Annotated in this window: 21 protein-coding genes; all 21 read left to right on the top strand. The window is 39.9% G+C overall.

What is annotated here, in order from left to right; translation table 11 throughout:
• The first annotated feature begins 122 nt into the window (after nucleotides 1-122).
• Nucleotides 123-674, top strand: coding sequence for a signal peptidase I (gene lepB / locus H0185_RS12445; protein ID WP_221873827.1), 552 nt, complete (start codon nucleotides 123-125; stop codon nucleotides 672-674).
• A gap of 82 nt (nucleotides 675-756) precedes the next feature.
• Nucleotides 757-1,629, top strand: coding sequence for a ribosome biogenesis GTPase YlqF (gene ylqF / locus H0185_RS12440; RefSeq protein WP_221873826.1), 873 nt, complete (start codon nucleotides 757-759; stop codon nucleotides 1,627-1,629).
• A 296-nt stretch (nucleotides 1,630-1,925) separates the two neighbouring features.
• Nucleotides 1,926-2,693: a ribonuclease HII gene (locus H0185_RS12435; RefSeq protein ID WP_221873825.1), complete on the top strand. Its 768-nt coding sequence runs from the start codon at nucleotides 1,926-1,928 to the stop codon at nucleotides 2,691-2,693.
• Between the two features lie 284 nt (nucleotides 2,694-2,977).
• Nucleotides 2,978-4,138 carry an ADP-forming succinate--CoA ligase subunit beta gene (gene sucC, locus H0185_RS12430; protein WP_221873824.1) on the top strand — a complete coding sequence of 387 codons (1,161 nt, stop codon included), beginning with the start codon at nucleotides 2,978-2,980 and terminating at the stop codon, nucleotides 4,136-4,138.
• A gap of 22 nt (nucleotides 4,139-4,160) precedes the next feature.
• Nucleotides 4,161-5,063 (top strand): succinate--CoA ligase subunit alpha, encoded by a 903-nt coding sequence (gene sucD, locus H0185_RS12425; RefSeq protein ID WP_221873823.1) that lies wholly within the window; start codon nucleotides 4,161-4,163, stop codon nucleotides 5,061-5,063.
• A 115-nt stretch (nucleotides 5,064-5,178) separates the two neighbouring features.
• The gene (gene dprA, locus H0185_RS12420) at nucleotides 5,179-6,027 is read left to right on the top strand and encodes a DNA-processing protein DprA (RefSeq protein WP_221873822.1); all 849 of its coding nucleotides are present in this window, start codon (nucleotides 5,179-5,181) and stop codon (nucleotides 6,025-6,027) included.
• A gap of 336 nt (nucleotides 6,028-6,363) precedes the next feature.
• Nucleotides 6,364-8,439, top strand: a complete 2,076-nt coding sequence (gene topA, locus H0185_RS12415) for a type I DNA topoisomerase (RefSeq protein WP_221873821.1) — start codon at nucleotides 6,364-6,366, stop codon at nucleotides 8,437-8,439.
• Nucleotides 8,440-8,668: 229 nt separating this feature from the next.
• A complete protein-coding gene (gene trmFO, locus H0185_RS12410) occupies nucleotides 8,669-9,976 on the top strand; it encodes an FADH(2)-oxidizing methylenetetrahydrofolate--tRNA-(uracil(54)-C(5))-methyltransferase TrmFO (RefSeq protein WP_221873820.1) in 1,308 nt (435 codons plus the stop codon).
• Between the two features lie 63 nt (nucleotides 9,977-10,039).
• The gene (gene xerC / locus H0185_RS12405; RefSeq protein WP_221873819.1) at nucleotides 10,040-10,942 is read left to right on the top strand and encodes a tyrosine recombinase XerC; all 903 of its coding nucleotides are present in this window, start codon (nucleotides 10,040-10,042) and stop codon (nucleotides 10,940-10,942) included.
• A 23-nt stretch (nucleotides 10,943-10,965) separates the two neighbouring features.
• Nucleotides 10,966-11,508: an ATP-dependent protease subunit HslV gene (hslV, locus tag H0185_RS12400; protein WP_221873818.1), complete on the top strand. Its 543-nt coding sequence runs from the start codon at nucleotides 10,966-10,968 to the stop codon at nucleotides 11,506-11,508.
• Nucleotides 11,509-11,525: 17 nt separating this feature from the next.
• Complete coding sequence (hslU, locus tag H0185_RS12395) at nucleotides 11,526-12,935, top strand: ATP-dependent protease ATPase subunit HslU (RefSeq protein ID WP_221873817.1); 1,410 nt, start codon at nucleotides 11,526-11,528, stop codon at nucleotides 12,933-12,935.
• A gap of 115 nt (nucleotides 12,936-13,050) precedes the next feature.
• Nucleotides 13,051-13,830: a GTP-sensing pleiotropic transcriptional regulator CodY gene (gene codY, locus H0185_RS12390; RefSeq protein WP_221873816.1), complete on the top strand. Its 780-nt coding sequence runs from the start codon at nucleotides 13,051-13,053 to the stop codon at nucleotides 13,828-13,830.
• Nucleotides 13,831-14,300: 470 nt separating this feature from the next.
• A complete protein-coding gene (rpsB, locus tag H0185_RS12385; protein ID WP_221873815.1) occupies nucleotides 14,301-15,011 on the top strand; it encodes a 30S ribosomal protein S2 in 711 nt (236 codons plus the stop codon).
• Between the two features lie 161 nt (nucleotides 15,012-15,172).
• Entirely contained in the window at nucleotides 15,173-16,057 is an 885-nt protein-coding gene (gene tsf, locus H0185_RS12380) for a translation elongation factor Ts (protein WP_221873814.1), read from the top strand.
• Between the two features lie 252 nt (nucleotides 16,058-16,309).
• The gene (gene pyrH, locus H0185_RS12375; protein WP_221873813.1) at nucleotides 16,310-17,032 is read left to right on the top strand and encodes a UMP kinase; all 723 of its coding nucleotides are present in this window, start codon (nucleotides 16,310-16,312) and stop codon (nucleotides 17,030-17,032) included.
• 2 nt (nucleotides 17,033-17,034) lie between these two features.
• Nucleotides 17,035-17,592, top strand: a complete 558-nt coding sequence (gene frr / locus H0185_RS12370; RefSeq protein WP_221873812.1) for a ribosome recycling factor — start codon at nucleotides 17,035-17,037, stop codon at nucleotides 17,590-17,592.
• A gap of 239 nt (nucleotides 17,593-17,831) precedes the next feature.
• Nucleotides 17,832-18,608, top strand: coding sequence for an undecaprenyl pyrophosphate synthase (gene uppS / locus H0185_RS12365; protein ID WP_221873811.1), 777 nt, complete (start codon nucleotides 17,832-17,834; stop codon nucleotides 18,606-18,608).
• Nucleotides 18,609-18,624: 16 nt separating this feature from the next.
• The gene (locus H0185_RS12360) at nucleotides 18,625-19,419 is read left to right on the top strand and encodes a phosphatidate cytidylyltransferase (protein WP_221873810.1); all 795 of its coding nucleotides are present in this window, start codon (nucleotides 18,625-18,627) and stop codon (nucleotides 19,417-19,419) included.
• Between the two features lie 101 nt (nucleotides 19,420-19,520).
• Nucleotides 19,521-20,663, top strand: a complete 1,143-nt coding sequence (gene dxr / locus H0185_RS12355) for a 1-deoxy-D-xylulose-5-phosphate reductoisomerase (RefSeq protein ID WP_221873809.1) — start codon at nucleotides 19,521-19,523, stop codon at nucleotides 20,661-20,663.
• An 18-nt stretch (nucleotides 20,664-20,681) separates the two neighbouring features.
• A complete protein-coding gene (rseP, locus tag H0185_RS12350) occupies nucleotides 20,682-21,956 on the top strand; it encodes an RIP metalloprotease RseP (protein WP_221873808.1) in 1,275 nt (424 codons plus the stop codon).
• 163 nt (nucleotides 21,957-22,119) lie between these two features.
• Entirely contained in the window at nucleotides 22,120-23,823 is a 1,704-nt protein-coding gene (locus H0185_RS12345; protein ID WP_221873807.1) for a proline--tRNA ligase, read from the top strand.
• The last annotated feature ends 215 nt before the right edge of the window (nucleotides 23,824-24,038 follow it).

Below are 24,038 nucleotides of genomic sequence, written 5' to 3'. Positions count from 1 at the left end.
ATTTGACTTTTATTAATAATATATGAAATAAATGTTAAAAAAACACTCCCATCGTGTTTAAAGTGAAAGACTTATGTAAAATAGAATATATGTAAACTGATTCTGAGAATGGTGGGGAAAGAATGGCAAAGAATAAGAATGAATTATGGGAATGGATTAAAGCACTTATAATCGCAGTACTACTTGCGGCATTGATCAGGTACTTCTTATTTGCTCCAATCGTAGTAGATGGGTTATCGATGATGCCAACCCTTCATGATCAGGATAGAATGATTGTAAATAAGTTTAGCTATAAAATTGGCGAACCTGATCGGTTTGATATCGTAGTGTTCCACGCGCCAGAAAATAAGGATTACATAAAAAGAGTAATTGGTCTGCCTGGTGATACAATCGAATACCGAAATGATACACTCTATGTGAATGGAAAAGCCTATGAAGAGCCATACTTGGAAGAGTATAAAAATCAAGTAATTGATGGTCCACTCACCGATCCATTTACACTTGAAGAGAAGATAGGTAGAGAAACAGTACCAGAGGGCCATATTTTCGTAATGGGTGATAATCGTCGCTTCAGTAAAGACAGTCGTCATATCGGTGCTGTCCCAATTGAAGAGGTACTTGGAAAAACGAACTTCATTTATTGGCCAGTGGAAGACATACGGTTTATTCAGTAAAAAATTTTGAAAACGCCTTGTTCATCCCCTGCTTGCAGGGCGTCAACAAGGCGTTTAATTTGTGTTTAGGAGGTTTTTTAAGATGACAATACAATGGTTTCCTGGCCATATGGCAAAAGCGCGCAGACAGGTCACGGAGAAACTCAAGCTTGTCGATATTATCTTTGAATTAGTAGATGCTAGAATTCCTCATTCTTCTCGGAACCCGATGATTGATGAAATCATTCAGCACAAACCAAGAATTGTTCTATTAAATAAAGCGGATATGGCGGATAAAGAGATTACTGCCGAATGGGTTCGCTATTTTAAAAATCAGGGTGTCACGGCACTGGCGATTAATTCTCAAGCAGGGACAGGGTTGAAGCAAATTGTAACTGAGGCGAAAAAGCTACTGAATGATAAAATTGAGCGCTTAAAAGCAAAAGGTGTTAAACCAAGAGCGATTCGTGCCATGATTGTTGGAATCCCTAATGCTGGGAAATCAACACTTATTAATCGGCTGCATGGTAAAAATATTGCCAAGACAGGGAATATGCCAGGTGTGACAAAGGCTCAGCAATGGATAAAAGTTGGAAATGAGCTTGAGTTACTAGATACCCCAGGAATTCTTTGGCCAAAATTTGAAGATCAAGAAGTAGGATTAAAATTGGCTGTAACCGGAGCAATTAAGGATGCTATTTTAAACTTGGATGATGTTGCTGTCTATGCCTTGCGTTATCTCGGAACCCGATATCCTGACAGAGTAAGGGAAAGATTCCATTTGGAAGAAATACCAGAGGATATCACCGAAATGTTTGATAAAATCGGTCTAGCTAGAGGATTCAAACAAGGCAAAGAAATTGACTATGATAAAGTAGCAGAAACCGTAATTAGAGAAATAAGGGGAGAGAAACTAGGACCCCTATCCTTCGAACGACCAAGTGATCTCGAAAAGATTGAAGGCTCTGATAGTTAAAGTTATTAATTTTATTTAAGAATCGCTGTAATACTTACCGTTAATTGTAGCGGAAGGCACGAAGACTCCTCGAAAATGAACTACACATTTCCTCGTGCGTGGGCAAATTCAAGGATGTAATTCAGTGTCCTGTGGGAGTGCAAAGCCAAGGGAGTCCCCGCAGGAGCGAAACGACGAAGGGCTAGGCGCTGGAGCTGCCTAGGCTCCCGGATTGCCCGCGGAAAGCGAGTGCCTGGAGCGGAAGTCAACAGCCTGCTTTAAAAGGACTAAACAATTTAAGAAAGCGAACGATTCCTATGAAAAAATTGACAATCCAAGAAATAGAACAGCAGTTACTGGTAGAGGGTGAAGATAAGAAGCAACTTGTTCAAACTCTAAGACAAGATGAAAGAAAAGGAGTCCAACGAATACTCGATAAATGGGAGCGACTTCGGGAGAAAGAGCAATTACTACATAAGAAGTTTCTAGAGATGACTTCTTTCGAAGGGGCTCTAAGACATCAGGGCTTTCAATTTATTGCTGGAATAGATGAGGCAGGTCGTGGCCCTTTAGCTGGACCTGTAGTAGCCGCCGCTGTTATCCTTCCGGAAGACTTCTACTTACCAGGAATTGATGACTCAAAAAAGCTAACAGAGCAAAAAAGAGAAGATTATTTTGAGCGTATTAAACTTGAAGCTATCTCGTTTGGTGTCGGGATTATTGGTGCTGCTGAAATTGACACAATAAATATTTTGGAAGCTGCCAAGAAGGCAATGCTAGAGGCGGTCACTCAGCTTGCTCCTAACCCTGATTACTTGCTAATAGATGCGGTGAAACTTGAAACACCTTATCCTAGTGAATCTCTTATAAAGGGGGATGCACGAAGTATTACCATAGCGGCAGCTTCTATTATTGCAAAGGTGACAAGAGACCGAATGATGAAAGAAATAAGCAGGGAGTACCCTGAATATGGATTTTCCTCTAATATGGGGTACGGGACTGCAGAACATCTTGAAGCGATTAAACGCTATGGAGTAACCCCGTACCATCGTAAGAGCTTTGCTCCAGTTAAAGACTATATTTGATATTTTGCTATAACAAATAAAGAGCATTCTGCTTGTACGGATACGTTGAAAAAGCACAGCTTGGTCGATGATTGCCCCAGCTGTGCTTTTATTTGTCAACAGTTTTTGTAATTTTTAAAAAGGCAAAATATTTCAATCATAATGGTAGACAAGTAATATATCATTATATACAATGAAAGCGTTGGTTATAATTTGAAACAAATGTACTGTAAAAAAATCTTTGCAATTTTGTGTAAATTATTTTGTTTACGCTTACTTGTAGAGGTTGATAGGAGGATGGGAAAATGAATATCCATGAGTATCAAGGGAAAGAGGTCCTCAGACAATATGGGGTATCGGTACCTAATGGGAAAGTCGCTTTTACAGTAGAAGAAGCTGTCGAAGCTGCGAAAGAACTAGGAACCCAAGTTTGTGTTGTAAAAGCTCAGATTCATGCTGGCGGCCGCGGAAAAGCGGGCGGAGTTAAAGTCGCTAAAAATCTAGATGAAGTCCGTACATATGCGAGTGAAATTTTAGGAAAAACTCTAGTCACTCACCAAACAGGACCAGAAGGCAAAGAAGTAAAACGCCTATTGATTGAAGAAGGCTGTGACATTAAAAAAGAATACTATGTTGGTCTTGTTCTTGATCGTGCAACTTCACGCGTTGTCTTAATGGCTTCAGAAGAAGGCGGAACTGAAATTGAAGAAGTAGCTGAGGCAACTCCTGAAAAAATCTTCAAAGAGCAAATTGACCCAGTTGTTGGACTAACTGCATTCCAAGCACGTCGAATTGCTTTTAATATCAATATCCCTAAAGAGCTTGTGAATCAAGCTGTTAAATTTATGATGGGATTATATAATGCCTATGTCGAGAAGGACTGCTCAATTGCAGAAATTAACCCACTAGTAGTAACTGGTGATGGAAAAGTTATGGCGCTTGATGCAAAATTAAACTTTGACTCAAACGCATTATACCGTCATAAAGATATTCTTGAGTTCCGTGACCTTGATGAGGAAGATCAAAAGGAAATTGAAGCTTCAAAATATGATTTAAGCTATATCTCATTAGATGGTAATATCGGTTGTATGGTTAATGGAGCTGGACTAGCAATGTCTACTATGGACATCGTTAAGCATTACGGCGGCGACCCGGCTAACTTCCTTGATGTTGGGGGCGGTGCAACAGCTGAAAAGGTTACTGAAGCATTTAAAATCATTCTATCCGATCAAAACGTTAAGGGTATTTTTGTCAATATCTTTGGTGGAATCATGAAATGTGACGTTATCGCTGAGGGTGTTGTAGAGGCTGCGAAACAAGTTGGTCTTCAAGTTCCTCTTGTTGTTCGTCTAGAAGGAACAAATGTTGATCTTGGTAAAAAGATTCTAAATGAATCTGGATTGAATCTTGTTGCAGCAGAATCAATGGCTGACGGCGCACAAAAAATTGTTTCACTAGTTAAGTAGGATAGAAAGGAGAATCGTTGTCATGAGTGTATTCATTAATAAAGATACAAAAGTCATTGTCCAAGGGATTACCGGTTCAACGGCCCTTTTTCATACAAAACAAATGCTAGAATATGGTACTAAAATCGTTGGTGGTACGACTCCAGGAAAAGGCGGCCAAGAGGTCGAAGGCGTACCTGTTTTCAATACTGTTCAGGAGGCTGTTGCAGCAACAGGTGCAACTGCTTCTGTAATCTATGTACCAGCTCCATTTGCCGCAGATGCAATCATGGAAGCAGTAGATGCAGAGCTTGATCTTGCAATCTGTATTACTGAGCATATTCCTGTGCTTGACATGGTAAAAGTTAAACGTTATATGGAGGGCAAAAAGACACGCCTAGTAGGTCCAAACTGCCCAGGTGTCATTACAGCTGATGAGTGTAAAATTGGAATTATGCCTGGTTACATTCATACAAAAGGACACGTAGGTGTTGTTTCCCGCTCAGGAACTTTAACTTATGAAGCCGTTCATCAATTAACACAAGCTGGACTTGGCCAAACAACTGCGGTTGGAATTGGTGGAGATCCTGTAAATGGAACGAACTTTATTGATGTGCTTAAGGCGTTCAATGAAGATCCAGATACTTATGCTGTTATCATGATTGGTGAAATTGGTGGAACAGCTGAAGAAGAAGCAGCTGAATGGGTTAAAGCAAATATGACTAAGCCTGTTGTAGGCTTCATTGGTGGAGTAACTGCACCTCCAGGAAAGCGCATGGGTCATGCTGGTGCGATCATTTCCGGCGGAAAAGGGACAGCTGATGAGAAAATCCGTGTAATGAACGAGTGCGGCATTAAAGTTGCTGAGACTCCATCTGTCATGGGTGAAACATTAATCGAAGTGCTTAAAGAAAAAGGTCTATATGAAGCGTGCAAAACGCACTAAGAATCATGAATGAAACAGTCCCTCAATTAGAGGGGCTGTTTGGCATTTTATTAAACAATAAAAGGTTAGTTGAAATGCCTGTGCTTACTAAATCTTCCAAAACAGGAGGCCCCCGATGGATGAATTCAAAAAAAGATTGATTCATTTAGTTCACTGTAAACCAAGCTGGAAAACAATCTATCAACTATTAAAAGATGACCCGACATTATCCTCTCTTTATTCTTCTCTTAATGCTCCATCCAGTCGTTTTAAACATGAACAATTTCTCCCTTTGCTAGATAAAATTCCAATTGATGATCTTATTGAATATTATGTTCGAAATGATATCCACTTAATTAGTGTAGTTGATGAAGACTATCCATTGCTTTTAAAAAATATTTATCAAGCACCCTGGCTGTTGTTCGCCAAAGGAGATAAAACTCTATTGAATCAACCATTTCCGTTAGCGGTTGTTGGTAGTCGGGAGGCTACAGCTTATGGGAAAAGTGCAATTGAATTTTTATTTCCTGATTTAATAAAACATCAAGCTGTCATCATTAGTGGGTTAGCCAGAGGGATAGATGCCCTCGCTCATCAAACGTCGATAAAATTAGGGGGAAGGACTATTGGGGTCATCGCGGGAGGCTTTCAGCATATATATCCAAAAGAAAACCTTGGACTTGCTTCTCAAATGATGGCAGAACAACTATTATTATCGGAATATCCGCCAAATACTAGACCAGAAAAATGGCATTTCCCATTAAGAAATAGGATTATTGGTGGTTTGGCAAAAGGGACATTGGTGATTGAAGCGAAGAAAAGGAGTGGTTCGTTTATCACCGCAGACTTTGCATTGAGTGAGGGAAGGGACGTTTTTGCAATACCAGGGAATATTCTGAATCCAGCCTATACGGGTACGAATGAGTTGATTCAGCTCGGAGCAAAACTAATAAAAGAACCAAAAGATATAATAGAAGAAATTTAATTTTCTACCCAAAAACAAGGCTAAAATAAGGAATAAAAGGATAAAATTTCAAGTGAAATTACAGGTGAAATAGAAAAATTACTACAAAATGGTTGAAATTATTCAAAATCTGTTATACATTTTGCATCAGTACTATTTGAAAAAGGAAATAAATATTAACCAGTATATGCTGGTGCTGGATATAGAAAAGCGGTAAGTGCATCGTCTAACTCCATTAGAACAATAAAAGGGCTAGATAAAAATAATAAAACGCTTACTTTACCCAGGTATTGACAATGGGGAACCGCATATTAAATAATAGTGGTAATTTTATTCCCTCTAAGGAGGACTAACTGAATGTCGGAGTATTTAGTCATCGTTGAGTCACCCGCGAAAGCGAAGACGATTGAACGATATCTTGGAAAAAAATATAAAGTAAAAGCTTCCATGGGGCATGTAATAGACTTGCCCAAGAGTCAAACCGCAATTGACGTAGAACACGGTTATGAGCCGAAATACATCACAATTCGAGGAAAAGGTCCAATTTTAAAAGAATTAAAATCTGCTGCAAAAAAAGCAAAGAAAATATACCTCGCGGCTGACCCTGATCGCGAAGGGGAAGCAATTGCTTGGCATTTGGCTCGTAGTCTTAATGTGGATGTAGATTCAGACTGCAGGGTTGTATTTAATGAAATCACCAAAGATGCGATTAAAGATTCATTTAAACATCCACGACCAATTAATAAGGACCTTGTTGATGCGCAGCAAGCAAGGCGTGTTTTAGATCGGCTTGTTGGCTATAACATCAGCCCGTTGCTTTGGAAAAAGGTCAAAAAGGGTCTTAGTGCAGGAAGAGTACAGTCTGTTGCATTAAGGCTGATCATTAATCGGGAGAAAGAAATCCAAGACTTTGAGCCAGAAGAATACTGGACAATTGGCGCGGAATTTCTAAAAGGAAAGAGCAAGTTTGAAGGAACATTCTATGGAGTTAATTCAAAGAAAACTGAATTAAAATCCAATGAGGATGTTCAAAAAATTCTTCAACAGTTAAAAGGAAATCATTTTAAGGTCGAAACGGTTACCAAGAAAGAACGAAAACGCAATCCAGCACCCCCGTTTATTACTTCATCCCTCCAGCAGGAGGCAGCGCGAAAGTTGAATTTTAGAGCAAGAAAAACGATGATGCTTGCGCAGCAATTATATGAAGGGGTGGATATTGGAAAAGAAGGTACCGTCGGTTTAATTACTTATATGAGAACTGACTCTACGCGAATCTCTGAGGTTGCCCAAGATGAAGCAAGTGGCTATATTACGAATGAATATGGCAAGGAATTTTTAAAGAGTGGGGTCAAAAAGGAAAAGAAACAAGCCAATGCGCAAGATGCCCACGAAGCCATACGACCAACGAGTGTTTTAAGGGCACCTGCGGAACTAAAGCAATATTTATCTAGGGACCAGTTAAGATTGTACAAATTGATTTGGGATCGCTTTGTTGCAAGCCAAATGGCGCCGGCAGTAATGGATACAATGAGTGTCGATTTGGTTAATTCAGGGGTAATTTTCCGAGCAACTGGTTCCAAAGTGAAATTTCCTGGTTTCATGAAAGTATATGTAGAAGGCTCTGATGATGAAGTAGATGAAAAAGACAAGCTTCTTCCTAACTTAATAGAAGGGGATGAGGTGGTACAAAAGGACATCGAACCGAAGCAGCATTTCACTCAGCCTCCTCCTAGGTATACAGAAGCTAGGCTAGTCAGAACGTTAGAAGAACTCGGAATAGGGAGACCTTCGACTTATGCGCCAACGCTTGATACAATTCAGAAACGAGGGTATGTTAGCCTCGACAATAAACGGTTTGTACCAACCGAATTAGGGGAAATTGTTGATCAATTGATTATTGAGTTTTTCCCGGATATTGTGAATGTTGAGTTCACTGCAAAAATGGAACAAGACCTGGATAATATTGAAGAAGGCAGTGTGAACTGGGTAAATATTATCGATGAATTTTACAAGGAATTTGAAAAAGACCTTGAAAAAGCGGAAAAAGAAATGCAGGAAATTGAAATTAAAGATGAGCCTGCAGGGGAAGATTGTGAACAGTGCGGAAACGCGATGGTTTTCAAGATGGGACGCTATGGTAAATTCATGGCTTGCAGTAATTTCCCTGACTGTCGGAATACAAAGGCTATTGTAAAAGAAATCGGAGTAAAATGTCCTAATTGTAAGGAAGGAAATATCATTGAGCGTAAGAGCAAGAAGCGCCGAATTTTTTATGGATGTGATCGTTATCCTGAATGCGAATTTCTTTCTTGGGACAAACCAATTGCCAGAAGTTGTCCGAAATGTGAAAGCCTCTTGGTTGAGAAAAAACTCAAAAAAGGTGTTCAGGTTTCTTGTACTCAATGTGATTATAAAGAAGAACCACAACAATAGAGTGAGCATTTGCTCGCTCTTTTTGTTGTTGTGCTATTAGAAGAGCTTGAAAAAAATATAGTAATTTGAAACAACTTCTTTGATACAAGCTTCACTTTATGGTAGAATCATTTTTTGTCAATTTGAAACTTTTTTCTTTTAAAATCGTATCCTTAAGTGCAAAATGGACAATTAAGGGCAAAATATAAAAAGATAAGCGTATAGATAAAGTAAGCAGTGGAGGATCAAAATGACAGGAAAAGTAGTAAATGTTGTAGGAGCAGGTCTTGCCGGCAGCGAAGCAGCCTGGCAATTAGCAAAAAGAGGAATTAATGTCCGACTCTATGAGATGAGGCCAGTTAAACTGACCCCAGCTCACCACACAGATAAATTTGCTGAGTTGGTGTGTAGCAACTCGTTGCGCGCCAATTCACTGACGAATGCTGTGGGCGTTTTAAAAGAAGAAATGAGAATATTGGATTCTGTCATAATCGGTAGTGCTGATGCCAGTTCTGTGCCAGCGGGAGGTGCACTTGCTGTTGATCGTCATGATTTTGCAGCTAGAGTAACCGAGCAAGTGAAAAATCACCCGAATGTAACAGTAATCAATGAAGAGGTAGTAGGAATACCTGAAGGACCAACGATTATTGCAACGGGGCCGTTAACGAGTGAAGCACTGTCACAGGGGTTGAAGCAATTAACTGGAGAAGAGTATCTGTACTTTTATGATGCAGCCGCACCAATCATTGAAAAAGAAAGCATCAATATGGATAAGGTCTATCTAAAATCCCGCTATGACAAGGGGGAAGCGGCCTATCTCAATTGTCCAATGACAGAAGAGGAATTCAATCGTTTTTACGAAGCGTTAATTGAAGCCGAAACAGTACCATTAAAGGAATTTGAAAAAGAGGTTTTTTTTGAAGGGTGTATGCCAATCGAAGTAATGGCCAACCGTGGTAGAAAGACAATGTTATTCGGACCAATGAAGCCGGTAGGACTTGAAAATCCAAAAACAGGGAAACGACCATATGCTGTTGTCCAGCTTCGTCAAGACGATGCGGCAGGGACGCTTTATAATATTGTTGGATTTCAAACTCATTTAAAATGGGGCCCTCAAAAAGAAGTGATCAAATTAATTCCCGGGCTAGAGAATGCAGAAATCGTTCGCTACGGAGTTATGCACCGAAATACATTTATTAACTCACCTAAGGTACTTAAGGCGACCTATCAATTTAAAAATAGAGAAGACTTATTCTTTGCAGGACAAATGACTGGTGTCGAGGGATATGTAGAGTCTGCTGCTAGTGGCTTAATTGCAGGTATAAATGCAGCGAAAATCGTTTTGGGAGAGTCACCAGTGAAATTCCCGGCTGAGACAGCGATGGGAAGTATGGCGCATTATATTACAACCACGAATCCGAAAAACTTCCAACCAATGAACGCAAATTTTGGTTTGCTGCCTAATCTATCAGGGAAAATAAAGAATAAGCAGGAAAGAAATGAGGCGCTCGCTAATCGAGCATTGGAAACAATTCAGAAATTTGTGAAAAATTTGTAAACTATATTGCAATAGACTGCTAAGTTATGATACCATTTAGTAGCCTCTGTGGGGTGATTGCAAGTGACGGAAAATGTGAACATTTCTTTAAAGTTGTTTATTGAATATTTACAAATTGAAAAAAATTGTTCACAATACACTGTTGAACACTATCATCACGATGTGACCGATTTTTTTGACTTTATGAAAGAAGAAGCCATTTTGAATATAAAAGATGTACAATATTCAGATGTGCGAATCTATCTGACAAAACTTTACGAGAAACAACTATCAAGAAAAACAGTAGCACGAAGAATTTCTTGTCTTCGTAGTTTTTATAAGTTTTTACTTCGAGAGAAACTCGTAGATGAAAATCCTATGGCCCTTGTTTCTATTCCCAAAGCGGAAAAACGTTTGCCTGATTTCTTTTATGAACAAGAGTTAAATGTATTCTTTGAAGCTTGTGAGACTGATACCGCTCTAGGAAAGAGAAACAAAGCGTTATTAGAACTTCTTTATGGTACAGGGATTCGCGTTAGTGAATGCTGTAAGATTCGTCTAACAGATCTTGATTTTTATCTTTCAACTGTTTTAGTCCATGGTAAGGGCCAAAAACAAAGGTATGTCCCGTTTGGGAGCTTTGCTCATGATGAACTCGAAAGCTACATACAAACAGCACGTAGTGAATTGTTAAAAGGTAAAGAGGATCATGGTTTTCTTTTTGTTAATTACAGGGGTGGACCGTTGACCGATAGGGGAGTTCGTGAAATCTTAAACAAAATGTTTGAAAAATCTGCTCTACATGGGAAAATACATCCCCATAAGCTGAGACATACTTTCGCGACACATATGTTAAACAATGGAGCTGATTTACGGACGGTTCAGGAATTACTAGGTCATGCATTTCTTTCGTCAACCCAGGTGTATACCCATGTTACCAATGAACATTTAAGACGAACCTATATGTCTAGCCACCCAAGGGCATAAAGTCTTGATGAGGAGGAAAAGGGATGTCTCAATTTCATGCGACAACGATTTTTGCGGTTCAACATAAGGGGAAATGTGCCATGTCCGGGGACGGTCAGGTCACATTTGGCAATGCAGTTGTGATGAAACACACGGCTCGTAAGGTACGAAAGTTGTTTAATGGGAAAGTAGTAGCTGGTTTTGCTGGCTCTGTAGCAGATGCCTTTACATTATTTGAGATGTTCGAGGCGAAGCTTGAAGAGTATAATGGGAGTTTGCAACGCGCGGCCGTTGAGTTAGCAAAACAATGGCGCGGCGATAAAATGTTAAGGCAACTTGAAGCAATGTTAATTGTCATGAATGAGGATCATATTTTGCTTATTTCAGGGACAGGTGAAGTCATTGAACCTGATGACGGAATTTTAGCAATTGGCTCAGGTGGGAATTATGCTTTGGCAGCAGGACGGTCTTTAAAACAGTATGCTGGTGAACATTTGTCAGCACAGGAAATTGCAAAGGCAGCCCTCGAAATTGCTGCTGATATTTGTGTGTATACCAATACCAACATTATTGTAGAAGAATTGTAGGGAAGGAGTGTGTATGCATGAATAATTCAAACAATTTGACGCCTAGACAAATCGTTGAACGACTTGATCAATACATTATCGGTCAAAAAGATGCGAAAAAAGCAGTTGCAGTTGCACTTAGAAATCGGTATCGGAGAAGCCTATTGGATGAAAGTATCCGAGATGAAATAAGCCCTAAAAACATCTTAATGATGGGTCCGACAGGGGTAGGGAAGACGGAAATTGCTAGAAGAATTGCCAAGATGGTCCGCGCGCCGTTTGTAAAGGTGGAAGCAACCAAATTTACGGAAGTCGGCTATGTAGGACGAGATGTGGAGTCAATGGTACGTGACCTAGTAGAGACATCAGTTCGGATTGTAAAAGAAGAAAAAATGCTAAGTGTGAAAGAGCGTGCTGAGCAAAATGCAAACCGCCGACTAGTTGAGTTGTTGGTTCCAGCTGCTAAGAAGAATACGTCTTATAAAAACCCACTAGAAATGTTATTTGGTGGAGGGAATCAACAGGCCGAACAAGATTCCACTGCCTCGACCGAAGAGATGAATCTTAAGGAAAGACGTAGAGCGATACAGACTAAGTTAGAGGCTGGAGAATTGGAGAACGAGGTCATTTCTGTTGAAGTAGAAGAACAGGCCCCTTCTATGTTTGACATGCTTCAAGGCTCTGGTATGGAACAAATGGGTGTGAACATGCAGGATGCATTAAGCAACCTCATGCCCAAAAAACGAAAAAAACGGAAGCTTCCTGTTAAAGAAGCGAGGAAAGTATTAACAAATGAAGAAGCACAAAAGTTAATTGATATGGATGAAGTTACACTAGAAGCAACGGTTCGAGCAGAACAATCAGGCATTATTTTTATTGATGAGATTGATAAGATCGCTAGTAAAAGTTCTGGCGGTGGTTCGGCTGATGTTTCACGTGAAGGAGTGCAAAGAGATATTTTGCCAATTGTTGAAGGTTCAACTGTTGTAACGAAGTATGGACCGGTCAAAACCGATCATGTACTATTTGTTGCCGCAGGTGCTTTTCACATTGCGAAACCGTCGGATTTGATTCCTGAACTTCAAGGTCGCTTTCCAATCCGTGTAGAATTAACAAAACTAACAGTAGATGATTTTTATCGCATTCTAGTTGAGCCAGATAATGCGCTTATCAAACAATATAAAGCATTATTGGAAACTGAAGGTATACAAATTGAATTTTCTGACGAAGCTATTCGTAAAGTAGCTGAAGTTGCTTATGAAGTGAACCAAAACACGGACAATATTGGGGCGAGACGTCTTCATACAATTTTAGAGAAATTGCTAGAAGACTTAAGCTTTGAAGCGCCAGATATCTCAATGGGAGATATCTTAATCACACCACAATATGTGGAAGAAAAACTAGGTGCAATATCTAGAAACAAGGATTTGAGCAGATTTATTTTATAAACCGTTTTATCTGGCGATGGTTAAAGTAAACAATAACAAGCATTGGCCGGTAAAATAAGGCAGAATACATGTAAAACATCATATAGGTTGTTATGCAAAATAGGAGGAAGAACTAATGGACTTACTATCAAAAACAAGAAAAATCAATGCACTACTTCAAAAGGCAGCGGGTAAACCAGTAAACTTTAAGGAAATGTCTGAGACATTGTCCGATGTCATCGAGGCAAACATATTTGTTGTTAGCCGTCGTGGTAAGTTACTAGGGTTTGCTGTAAATCAACAAATCGAAAACGACCGGATTAAAAAAATGCTTGAAGATCGTCAGTTCCCAGAGGAATACACAAATGGTTTATTTAATATTAAAGAAACATCTCCAAATCTAGATGTGGAAAGCCAGTATACGATTTTCCCAGTTGAAAACAAAGATTTGTTTAAGAGTGGATTAACAACGATTGTTCCAATTATTGGTGGCGGTGAGCGTCTTGGTACATTGCTTCTAGGTCGTGTAACAGCACCTTTTGAAGATGATGATCTTATCCTAGCTGAGTATGGGGCTACTGTTGTTGGAATGGAGATTCTCCGTGAAAAGGCAGAAGAAATTGAAGAAGAAGCTCGTAGCAAGGCTGTTGTTCAAATGGCGATCAGCTCTCTTTCTTACAGTGAATTAGAAGCAATTGAGCATATCTTTGAAGAACTAAACGGAAAAGAAGGCTTACTTGTTGCCTCTAAAATTGCTGACCGTGTAGGAATTACTCGTTCTGTTATCGTAAACGCTCTTCGTAAACTAGAAAGCGCAGGAGTAATTGAATCTCGTTCTTTAGGAATGAAAGGGACGTATATTAAAGTATTAAATGACAAATTCTTGTTTGAACTTGAGAAACTAAAATCAAATTAAAACCAAGAAAAGTCAAATGTAAAATCCTGTTCACGCCCTGAACGGGATTTTTGTTTTATAATCTGAGTTTAAAGTGAATAGTGAAATTATAACTTTTAAACGGTGTTGATTGGAGCGGAAGGCACGAAGACTCCTTCGGGAGTGCAAGGCTAAGGGAGACCCCGCAGGAGCGAAGCGACGAGGAGATAGAAAAGCGGAAGCGTCTCGAGGGGCTAGGCGGTGGAGCTGGCCGGGCTCCCGGACTGCCCGCGAACCTCTCGTGCCTGGAGCGGAAATCAACAGCCTATTTAAAACAGGTAAATTTCTAGTAAAAACTTCAAGTTAGACTTGATTGTCATATTCACATATGCTATATTATTAAACGGTGTTAATACACACGGTCATGGATTTATGCGGATGGTGCTGTTACTAACAGTTTTCGCTAAAGACGATATGACCGGAGGAAAACAAACCATTAGGAGGAAACAAACATGTCAGTAATTTCTATGAAGCAATTGCTTGAAGCTGGTGTACACTTTGGTCACCAGACTCGCCGTTGGAACCCTAAGATGAAAAAATATATTTTCACTGAGCGTAACGGCATCTACATTATCGATCTTCAAAAAACAGTTAAAAAGGTTGAGGAAGCTTATAACTGGGTAAAGGAACTTGCTGCTGAAGGCGGAACAGTTCTTTTCGTAGGTACAAAGAAGCAAGCTCAAGATTCTGTTAAAGAAGAAGCAGAACGTTCTGGAATGTACTATGTAAACCAACGTTGGTTAGGTGGTACATTAACAAACTTCGAAACAATCCAAAAGCGTATTAGACGCCTTAAAGATATTGAGAGAATGGCTGAAGATGGAACATTTGATGTCCTTCCTAAAAAAGAAGTTGTTCAACTTAATAAAGAATTAGAGCGTTTAGAGAAATTCTTGGGTGGAATTAAAGATATGAAGGGCCTTCCTGATGCTCTTTTCATCATCGACCCTCGTAAAGAGCGCATTGCTGTTGCTGAAGCACGTAAATTGAACATCCCTATCGTAGGTATCGTTGATACAAACTGTGATCCGGATGAAATCGATGTTGTGATTCCTGCAAACGATGATGCAATCCGTGCTGTGAAACTTTTAACAGGAAAAATGGCTGATGCGATCCTTGAAGCAAAGCAAGGGGAAGAAACAGCTGAACCTGTAGAAGCGTAAGTTTAAGTCTTGGGGAAAGGTGATATAGGGATACCCTTTATCACCTTTTTTTAAAGTGAAAATGTCTACGAGGTCTTTCGCTTATAAGTTTAAATCTCAATTAATAGTGAGAAAATATGGAATAGGTACATATCACACTAACCTTAAGGAGGAAAATCATTATGGCAATTACTGCACAAATGGTTAAAGAATTGCGTGAAAAAACAGGCGCTGGAATGATGGACTGTAAAAAAGCACTTCAAGAAGTAGACGGGGATATGGAAAAAGCAGTTGACTTCCTTCGTGAAAAAGGCATTGCAAAAGCAGCTAAAAAGGGTGACCGTATTGCTGCTGAAGGTCTAGCAAGTGTCGTTGTTGAAGGAAATGAAGCTGTTATTCTTGAAGTAAACTCTGAAACAGACTTCGTTGCGAAAAACGAAGGCTTCCAAACTCTAGTAAAAGAGCTTGGCGCGCACATCTTGAAAAACAAGCCTGCAAATCTAGAAGAGGCTCTTACACAATCAATGGAAAATGGTTCAACAGTTGATGCATATGTGAATGCTTCTATTGCTAAAATTGGTGAAAAGCTTTCCCTTCGTCGTTTTGCAGTTTTAACTAAAACAGATGCTGACGCATTCGGTGCTTACTTACACATGGGTGGCCGCATTGCTGTTCTAACTGTTCTAGAAGGAACAACTGATGAAGCAGCTGCTAAGGATGTTTCTATGCATGTTGCAGCTTTAAATCCTAAATATGTTTCTCGTGACGAGGTTTCACAAGAAGAGGTTGAGCGTGAGCGCCAAGTACTTACTCAACAAGCTCTTAACGAAGGAAAACCTGAGAATATCGTAGCGAAAATGGTTGAAGGACGCCTTGGAAAATATTTCGAAGATGTTTGCCTTCTTGACCAAACATTCGTTAAGAACCCAGATCAAAAAGTACGCCAGTTTGTTGAATCAAAAGGCGGTACAGTACGTGAATTTGTTCGCTTCGAAGTAGGAGAAGGAATCGAGAAGCGTGAAGATAATTTCGCAGAAGAAGTTATGAGCCAAGTTAATAAAAAATAATCTTAACCAAGTCTAATTTTTCTGGTCAGGGAACACTATGTGTTCCCTGTTTTTGGAGAGAGGGATTGGTTGATCTTCTAATTAAGTGCTTTGGACAGGCGCTTTCACATTTCAACTGTCTAGTTGTAGCGCCCAGCCCCTAGGGTCATAAGTCAATTCAAATAAGAAGGTGAAAAATACCTTCTTATTGGGCTCGTCTAGACTCACGGGGCTAAACAAGGCGCTTCACATTTCAATTTTACGGAGGTTTCTATGGGCAACCCAAAATACAAACGCGTGGTTTTAAAGTTAAGTGGGGAAGCACTAGCAGGTGAAAATGGTTTTGGCATTAATCCTTCAGTGATTAAAAACGTTGCCGGACAGGTAAAAGAACTTGCAGAATTAGGTGTAGAGGTCGCTGTTGTTGTAGGTGGAGGCAATATCTGGCGTGGAAAAATCGGTGAGGAAATGGGAATGGATCGTGCAACTGCAGACTATATGGGGATGCTTGCAACGGTTATGAATTCACTAGCTCTTCAAGATAGTCTTGAACAAGAAGGTATTGAAACCAGAGTACAGACATCCATCGAAATGCGTCAAGTTGCGGAACCATATATTCGCCGCCGTGCCATTCGACATCTAGAAAAGACTCGAGTCGTTATTTTTGCAGCCGGTACTGGAAATCCATACTTTTCAACTGATACAACTGCGGCATTAAGAGCTGCAGAGATCGAAGCAGAAGTCATTTTAATGGCAAAGAACAATGTGGACGGAGTGTATTCTGCCGACCCACGTTTGGATCCAAATGCCGTTAAATATGATGAGCTATCATACCTTGACGTTATCAAAGAAGGTTTAGCGGTTATGGATTCTACTGCTTCATCTTTATGCATGGACAACAACATTCCTTTAATTGTTTTCTCAATAATGGAGGAAGGGAATATCAAGAGAGCTGTAATGGGTGAAAAAATTGGAACTATTGTTAGGGGGAAATAATCATGCCAAAACAAGTCGTTGATAAAGCCAAAGAAAAAATGACCAAAGCGATTCAAGCTTATACACGTGAGCTGGCTTCAATCCGTGCTGGGCGAGCAAATGCTTCTCTTTTAGACAGAATTACGGTTGATTATTATGGTGCGCCAACTCCTGTAAATCAGTTAGCTGGAATTTCTGTTCCAGAAGCTAGACTTCTAGTGATTCAACCTTATGATAAGTCTATTCTTGGAGAGATTGAAAAAGCAATCATGAAATCTGACTTAGGAATCAACCCAACAAACGATGGCTCCATTATCCGTTTAGCGATTCCTCAGTTAACAGAAGAGCGCCGTAAGGAATTGGCTAAGCAAGTACGTAAGGAGTCAGAAGAGGCGAAAATTGCCATTCGAAACATCCGTCGTGATGCCAACGATGATCTAAAGAAGCTTGAAAAGAATGGAGAGATCACTGAAGATGCTCTTCGTGGATATTCTGATGATATTCAAAAGGTAACGGATGAATTTATCAGCAAAGTGGACCAAGTAACAAAGGATAAGGAAAAAGAACTACTAGAAGTTTAATCTTAGGATTTGCTATGGTAAACTAAATATTTAAAAGACCCTCTTTTACAGGGGGTTTTTTCATAGATATGGTCGTACAGAATCAAAAATAAAACATTCTGTTTTAGAATAAGCTTACATACTCTTTTTATAGAGATATCTTTTTTCATTTTTGGTATGATAGGAACATATGCTAAAAACCAGCTAGAAGACTATTTCTTTTTGGGTGAGAGTATTATCCTATTTAGGGGAGCTGTCTTATGTTAAATAAACTAAATCCCTGGAAGTCCCAGAATCAACCTTCCAGTCTCCGTGATCGAAAAATACAAATACAATCTCAGGAGGTTCCCTCACATATCGCCATTATAATGGACGGCAATGGGCGATGGGCAAAGAAACGTTCTTTACCGAGGGTAGCAGGGCATCATGAAGGGATGAAAGTGGTCCGTAAAATTACTCGTCTTGCAAATGAACTTGGTGTGAAAACCTTGACTCTTTATGCCTTTTCGACGGAAAATTGGAAACGACCAAAAATGGAAGTAGACTTTCTGATGAAACTTCCGGAAGAATTCCTTGGCTCCTTTTTACCTGAATTGGTTGAAGAAAATGTTCGGGTAACCATGATGGGAAATACCGATCAACTGCCAGCTCACACGCTAAAGGCTGTCAAGAAAGCAATGGTTGATACGAAAGAGAATACTGGTCTGGTGTTAAATTTTGCTTTAAATTATGGGAGCCGTGTGGAGATTCTCCAAGCTGTTAAGCAGGTCTTAAATGATTGTGAAAATGGTAAACTGGATAAGGAAAACCTTAACGAAGAAGTTTTCTCCTCCTATTTAATGACTTCCGATTTAGAAGACCCTGACTTGCTCATTCGAACAAGCGGTGAAATCAGGCTAAGTAACTTTATGCTTTGGCAACTTGCTTATACTGAGTTCTTTTTTACAGATGTTTTATGGCCAGATTTCAGTGAAGAACATTTTATTGAGGCTGTTGAGGTGTTTCAAAGTCGTCAACGTCGGTTTGGCGGAGTTTAATAAAGGTGTGGATTAGATGAAGCAGAGAATCATAACAGGAGTCGTAGCAGCAGCTATCTTCCTTCCAATCGTGTTAATTGGAGGGGTGCCATTTGTGCTAATGGTTTATCTACTTGCTTCAATTGGGTTGTACGAGGCATTGAAGATGCAGAACATCAAGCTTGCATCAATACCAGGAATCATTTCGCTTATCTTGCTTTGGATTTTTCTGATCCCTAGTGAGCATATTGGCATACTTAGTAATATGAATTATACGAAAATTGAGCTTACACTATTGGCTGTCTTGTTATTTTTAACGTATACAGTTATTACAAAAAATCGGTTTAGTTTTGAAGAGGTTGCTTTTTCTGTATTGGCAACTCTATATGTAGGAATTGGTTTTTACTATTTCATTGAGACCAGGGGAGCGGACAACGGTTTAACGTTTGTTGTTTATTCCTTGTTTATTATTTGGGCTACGGATTCTGGTGCCTATTTTATCGGTCGATCGTTAGGCAAGAAAAAGCTATGGCCTGAGATTAGTCCGAACAAAACGATTGAGGGTTCAATTGGAGGCATTTTTTGCGCAATCGTGGTTGCAGTACTATTCGCGTTGTTTACAAATATCGGCATCCCAATGGTGCTGTTAATTATTGCAACGATTGTCCTGTCCATTTTTGGTCAGGTTGGCGATTTAGTTGAGTCTGCATTAAAACGTCACTATAATGTGAAAGATTCCGGGACAATCCTTCCGGGTCACGGAGGTATATTGGACAGGTTTGACAGCCTCCTATTTGTTTTACCGCTCTTACACTTTATGAATTTGTTATAATCGTCGGAGCTAGATTCATACTTGAGTCAAAAACAATAGTGAATTTGTAGGGAACAGGGGTTTTCTTAGAGGTCCTGTTAGGTGAATTAGGAGTGGGTGTTGTGAAGAAAATAAGTTTATTGGGTGCGACGGGATCCATTGGGATTCAGACGTTGGACATTATTAGAGGCCACCAGGAAGCCTTTCAATTAGTCGCCATTTCTGCGGGACGAAATATAGATGTTGTGCGTAAAATTATCTTAGAGTTCAAACCTGAGTTTGTTTCGGTTCAAGAGAAGGTAGATTGTGAAACCCTACAAACGGAGTTTCCTGGTTTAACAATAGGATTTGGACCTAGTGGAATTGAAGAAGCCGCTGTCTATAATAAGGCTGATATTTTAGTGAACGCTGTCTTAGGAAGTGTAGGGTTATCGCCGACACTCAAGGCAATTCAAGCTGGAAAAACCATTGCCATTGCGAATAAAGAGACACTGGTAACAGCTGGTCACCTTGTAATGGAAGCGGCCAGGAAGCATAACGTATCAATTCTTCCTGTTGATAGTGAACATTCTGCGATCTTTCAAGCTCTACAGGGAGAACAGGCAAAAAATATTGAACAACTTATTTTGACTGCATCAGGAGGAAGCTTCCGGGATCGGAAACGGGAAGAGTTGAAAAACGTCACCGTCCGTGAGGCCTTAAATCATCCTAACTGGTCAATGGGAGCCAAGATCACAATTGACTCGGCTACCATGATGAATAAAGGGCTAGAGGTCATAGAGGCGCACTGGTTGTTTTCACTTCCATATGAAAAGATTTCTGTTGTTCTCCACAAAGAGAGCATCATACATTCAATGGTTGAGTTCCACGACACTAGCATCATTGCGCAACTAGGAACCCCTGATATGAGAGTGCCAATTCAATACGCGCTCACATACCCTGATCGACTGCCTCATCCTACAGGGAATAGACTAAGTCTTGCACAAATCGGAAAGTTGCATTTTCGTGAAATGGATTTTGATCGTTTCCGGTGCCTGAAGTTTGCCTACGATGCAGGTAGGGCTGGAGGAACAATGCCTACAGTATTAAATGCCGCAAACGAAGCAGCTGTGGCAGCGTTTCTAGAGGGAAAGATTACCTTCTTACAAATTGAAGATTTAATTGAACGTGAATTAACGAAGCACAAAATTATTACGAACCCAGATTTAGAAACAATACAGGAAATAGATGAACAAACAAGAAAGTCGGTATTATCACTCATTTAAAAAAAGGTGGTCATTCAGTTGAGTACAGTTATTGCCTTTATTGTTATTTTCGGGGCTCTTGTTTTTTTTCATGAACTGGGTCACCTGATTTTTGCAAAACGGGCTGGAATTTTATGCCGAGAGTTTGCGATTGGTTTTGGTCCGAAAATATTTTCCCATAAGAGAAACGAAACAGTCTATACGATCCGTCTTTTACCGATAGGTGGATTTGTTAGAATGGCCGGCGAAGATCCCGAAATGGTCGAAATCAAACCCGGTCACCGAATTGGTTTATTATTCGGGGAAGATAAAAAAGTTAATAGAGTTATACTTAATAATAAGGATAAATATCCTGATGCTCTTGTGATTGAAGTTGAACAGGCCGATGTAGAACATCAGCTATTTATAAAAGGCTATGAAGATGGGAACGAAGAAGAACTAAAAACTTTTTCAATTAGTCGGAGTGCAGTGTTTATCGAAAACGGAGCAGAAACGCAAATTGCTCCACATGATAGACAATTTGCTTCAAAGACAATTGGCCAAAGAACCATGGCTATTTTTGCCGGACCAATGATGAATTTTATCCTAGCGATTGTTGTTTTTATGATTATCGCTTTGTTCCAAGGAATGCCTTCCGACAAACCTGTTTTAGGTGAATTAGCTGCTGACGGTTCAGCTCTTGAGTCAGGGTTAAAACAAGGAGATGTCGTTCAAAGCATTGAAGGAGCAGAAATTTCAAGTTGGTCAGATGTAGTGGAAATCATTCAGAAAAATCCAGAAAACGAATTAGAGTTCCTTATTGAGCGGAATGGGGAGACTCTTGAAATTCCCGTTACACCTGATAAAAGAGAGGTAGAGCTCGAAGGTGGGAAGAACGAAACCATAGGGATTATTGGTGTGTATGCTCCAATTGAGAAGGACACGATAAAAGCCATTGGATATGGATTTGAAGAAACCTACACTTGGACAAAAGAAATTATTTTTGCAGTTGGAAAACTGGTTACTGGTCAGTTTTCAATTGATGCTCTTGCAGGACCGGTCGGGATTTACGAATCAACAAGTATTGTCGCTCAATCTGGCATATGGTATTTGATGAGATGGGCAGCAGTATTGAGTATCAATTTAGGAATCATGAACTTACTGCCAATTCCAGCCTTAGATGGTGGTAGATTGATGTTCTTTGCCGTCGAAGCGGTTAGAGGAAAGCCGATTGACCCGCAAAAGGAAGGGATGGTTCATTTCATCGGCTTCGCTTTATTAATGCTCTTAATGCTTGTCGTAACATGGAATGATATCCAAAGATTCTTTTTATAAGAATACCTCCATGGAGAGAAAACTCTTGTCATGGAAAGAAAAATTTATTTTACAGCACATATGATAACCGGCTTTAGCGCCCAGTGACTAGCTATAGTTGCTCCAATGGGCGCTTCCGCTGTTCTTTTTTGCCATTTCGATTTAGATGAGGTGTGAATACAAAATGAAACAAAGTATGACTTTAATTCCAACACTAAGAGAAGTACCAGCTGATGCCGAAATAAAGAGTCATCAATTGCTTTTAAGAGCAGGGTATATTCGTCAAAATGCAAGTGGTGTGTACTCTTACTTACCACTTGCTCGAAAAGTTCTTCAAAAGGTAGAACAGATTATTCGTGAAGAAATGGATCAATCAGGTTCGGTCGAGCTTTTAATGCCTGCACTGCAGCAGTCCGAATTATGGCAGGAGTCTGGTCGTTGGTATACATATGGACCAGAATTAATGCGTATGAGAGATCGCCATGACCGTGAGTTTGCTTTAGGGGCAACTCATGAAGAAGTAATCACGAGTCTAATCCGCGATGAAGTTAAATCCTATAAGCGTTTGCCTTTATCTTTGTATCAGATTCAAACAAAATTCCGAGATGAAAAACGTCCTCGCTTTGGGCTTTTACGTGGTCGTGAATTTATTATGAAAGATGCTTATTCTTTTCACTCTTCTCATGAAAGTTTGGATCAAACCTACCAACGTGTATTCCAGGCTTATAGCAATATTTTCTCTCGTTGTGGCCTAGATTACCGCGCTGTAATCGCTGATTCTGGAGCGATGGGTGGAAAAGATACCCATGAATTCATGGTGCTTTCTGATGTCGGAGAAGATACAATTGCTTATTCTGATACTTCCAGCTACGCAGCAAATATCGAAATGGCTCCAGTTGTAATGGAATATGAGAAAAAAGCTGAAGAGGCAAAAGAAATTGAAAAAGTACGAACCGAAAATAAGAAAAGTATTGAAGAGGTTGCTAACTTCCTTGAGGTTGATGCAAAGGATTGCATTAAATCTATGCTGTTCAAAGTTGATGACCGTTATGTTCTAACGCTTGTGCGTGGAGATCATGAAGTGAATGATATTAAATTAAAGAATCTGTTGGGAGCAGCGACTGCTGAGCTTGCAGATGCAGAAGAGACAAAATCTGTGCTTGGATGTGCTGTTGGATCGCTTGGACCTGTACAAGCCAAGGATGTTGAAATTGTTGCCGATCACGCTGTTGCAGCGATTGTGAATGGTGTATGTGGCGCAAATGAAGAAAATTATCATTACATGAATGTAAACCCTGAGCGCGACTTTGAAGTGAGTCAATTTGCTGACCTTCGTTTTATCCTAGAAGGAGACCCATCTCCAGATGGTGAAGGGAAAATCTTGTTTGCAAAAGGAATTGAAGTTGGTCATGTCTTTAAACTAGGAACTCGCTACAGTGAAGCGATGGGAGCGACATATCTTGATGAAAACGGCAGAACCCAACCAATGATTATGGGTTGCTATGGTATTGGTGTATCACGTACAATGGCTTCAGTGGTTGAACAATTTAACGATGATAAAGGACTTGTTTGGCCAACAGCACTGGCTCCATTCGATTTGCATCTCATTGCTGTAAACATGAAAGATGCATCACAGGCGGAATTAGCGGAAGAGTTGTATGCTAAGCTTAAGGCTGCTCGCTTTGATGTATTATTCGATGACCGTCAGGAACGACCAGGGGTGAAATTCGCTGATTCTGATTTAATTGGAATGCCAATTCGCATTACAGTTGGAAAGAAAGCCTCAGAGGGAATTGTGGAACTGAAGGTTCGTAAAACTGGCGACATGCACGAAGTACATGTGGACGAGCTGCAAACCAAGATTGAAGAAATTATGAAGTCACTATAATCATTATAAGAAGAATCTCCTTTTTCAGGGGGTTCTTTTTTGTTTTTATCTAGTATTCATTGCCCAGGAAAAGATGGAGGAAGGGGTCTAATTGCTCGAAGCTGAAAGCGAAGGGAGTGAACGGAAAGATAGAGGGCTTTTAATTAACCCTGGCTGATAGAAAAGGGGGTGAACGGAAAAATAGTGTTGATAGGTGCCCTAAGTGGAGCGAATCC

This window comes from Mesobacillus maritimus, from assembly GCF_019749255.1.
GTDB classification, from domain to species: domain Bacteria; phylum Bacillota; class Bacilli; order Bacillales; family Cytobacillaceae; genus Mesobacillus_B; species Mesobacillus_B maritimus_A.
This window is presented reverse-complemented; position numbering and strand designations above follow the sequence as displayed.

Bases quoted from the DNA above. Each gene is read 5' to 3' on its own strand.
- H0185_RS12345 (WP_221873807.1), top strand. From the start codon at position 22,120: ATGAAACAAAGTATGACTTTAATTCCAACACTAAGAGAAGTACCAGCT.
- dprA (WP_221873822.1), top strand. From the start codon at position 5,179: ATGGATGAATTCAAAAAAAGATTGATTCATTTAGTTCACTGTAAACCA.
- tsf (WP_221873814.1), top strand. From the start codon at position 15,173: ATGGCAATTACTGCACAAATGGTTAAAGAATTGCGTGAAAAAACAGGC.
- trmFO (WP_221873820.1), top strand. From the start codon at position 8,669: ATGACAGGAAAAGTAGTAAATGTTGTAGGAGCAGGTCTTGCCGGCAGC.
- codY (WP_221873816.1), top strand. From the start codon at position 13,051: ATGGACTTACTATCAAAAACAAGAAAAATCAATGCACTACTTCAAAAG.
- sucD (WP_221873823.1), top strand. From the start codon at position 4,161: ATGAGTGTATTCATTAATAAAGATACAAAAGTCATTGTCCAAGGGATT.
- uppS (WP_221873811.1), top strand. From the start codon at position 17,832: ATGTTAAATAAACTAAATCCCTGGAAGTCCCAGAATCAACCTTCCAGT.
- hslU (WP_221873817.1), top strand. From the start codon at position 11,526: ATGAATAATTCAAACAATTTGACGCCTAGACAAATCGTTGAACGACTT.
- sucC (WP_221873824.1), top strand. From the start codon at position 2,978: ATGAATATCCATGAGTATCAAGGGAAAGAGGTCCTCAGACAATATGGG.
- H0185_RS12435 (WP_221873825.1), top strand. From the start codon at position 1,926: ATGAAAAAATTGACAATCCAAGAAATAGAACAGCAGTTACTGGTAGAG.
- pyrH (WP_221873813.1), top strand. From the start codon at position 16,310: ATGGGCAACCCAAAATACAAACGCGTGGTTTTAAAGTTAAGTGGGGAA.
- ylqF (WP_221873826.1), top strand. From the start codon at position 757: ATGACAATACAATGGTTTCCTGGCCATATGGCAAAAGCGCGCAGACAG.
- H0185_RS12360 (WP_221873810.1), top strand. From the start codon at position 18,625: ATGAAGCAGAGAATCATAACAGGAGTCGTAGCAGCAGCTATCTTCCTT.
- frr (WP_221873812.1), top strand. From the start codon at position 17,035: ATGCCAAAACAAGTCGTTGATAAAGCCAAAGAAAAAATGACCAAAGCG.
- hslV (WP_221873818.1), top strand. From the start codon at position 10,966: ATGTCTCAATTTCATGCGACAACGATTTTTGCGGTTCAACATAAGGGG.
- topA (WP_221873821.1), top strand. From the start codon at position 6,364: ATGTCGGAGTATTTAGTCATCGTTGAGTCACCCGCGAAAGCGAAGACG.
- rpsB (WP_221873815.1), top strand. From the start codon at position 14,301: ATGTCAGTAATTTCTATGAAGCAATTGCTTGAAGCTGGTGTACACTTT.
- lepB (WP_221873827.1), top strand. From the start codon at position 123: ATGGCAAAGAATAAGAATGAATTATGGGAATGGATTAAAGCACTTATA.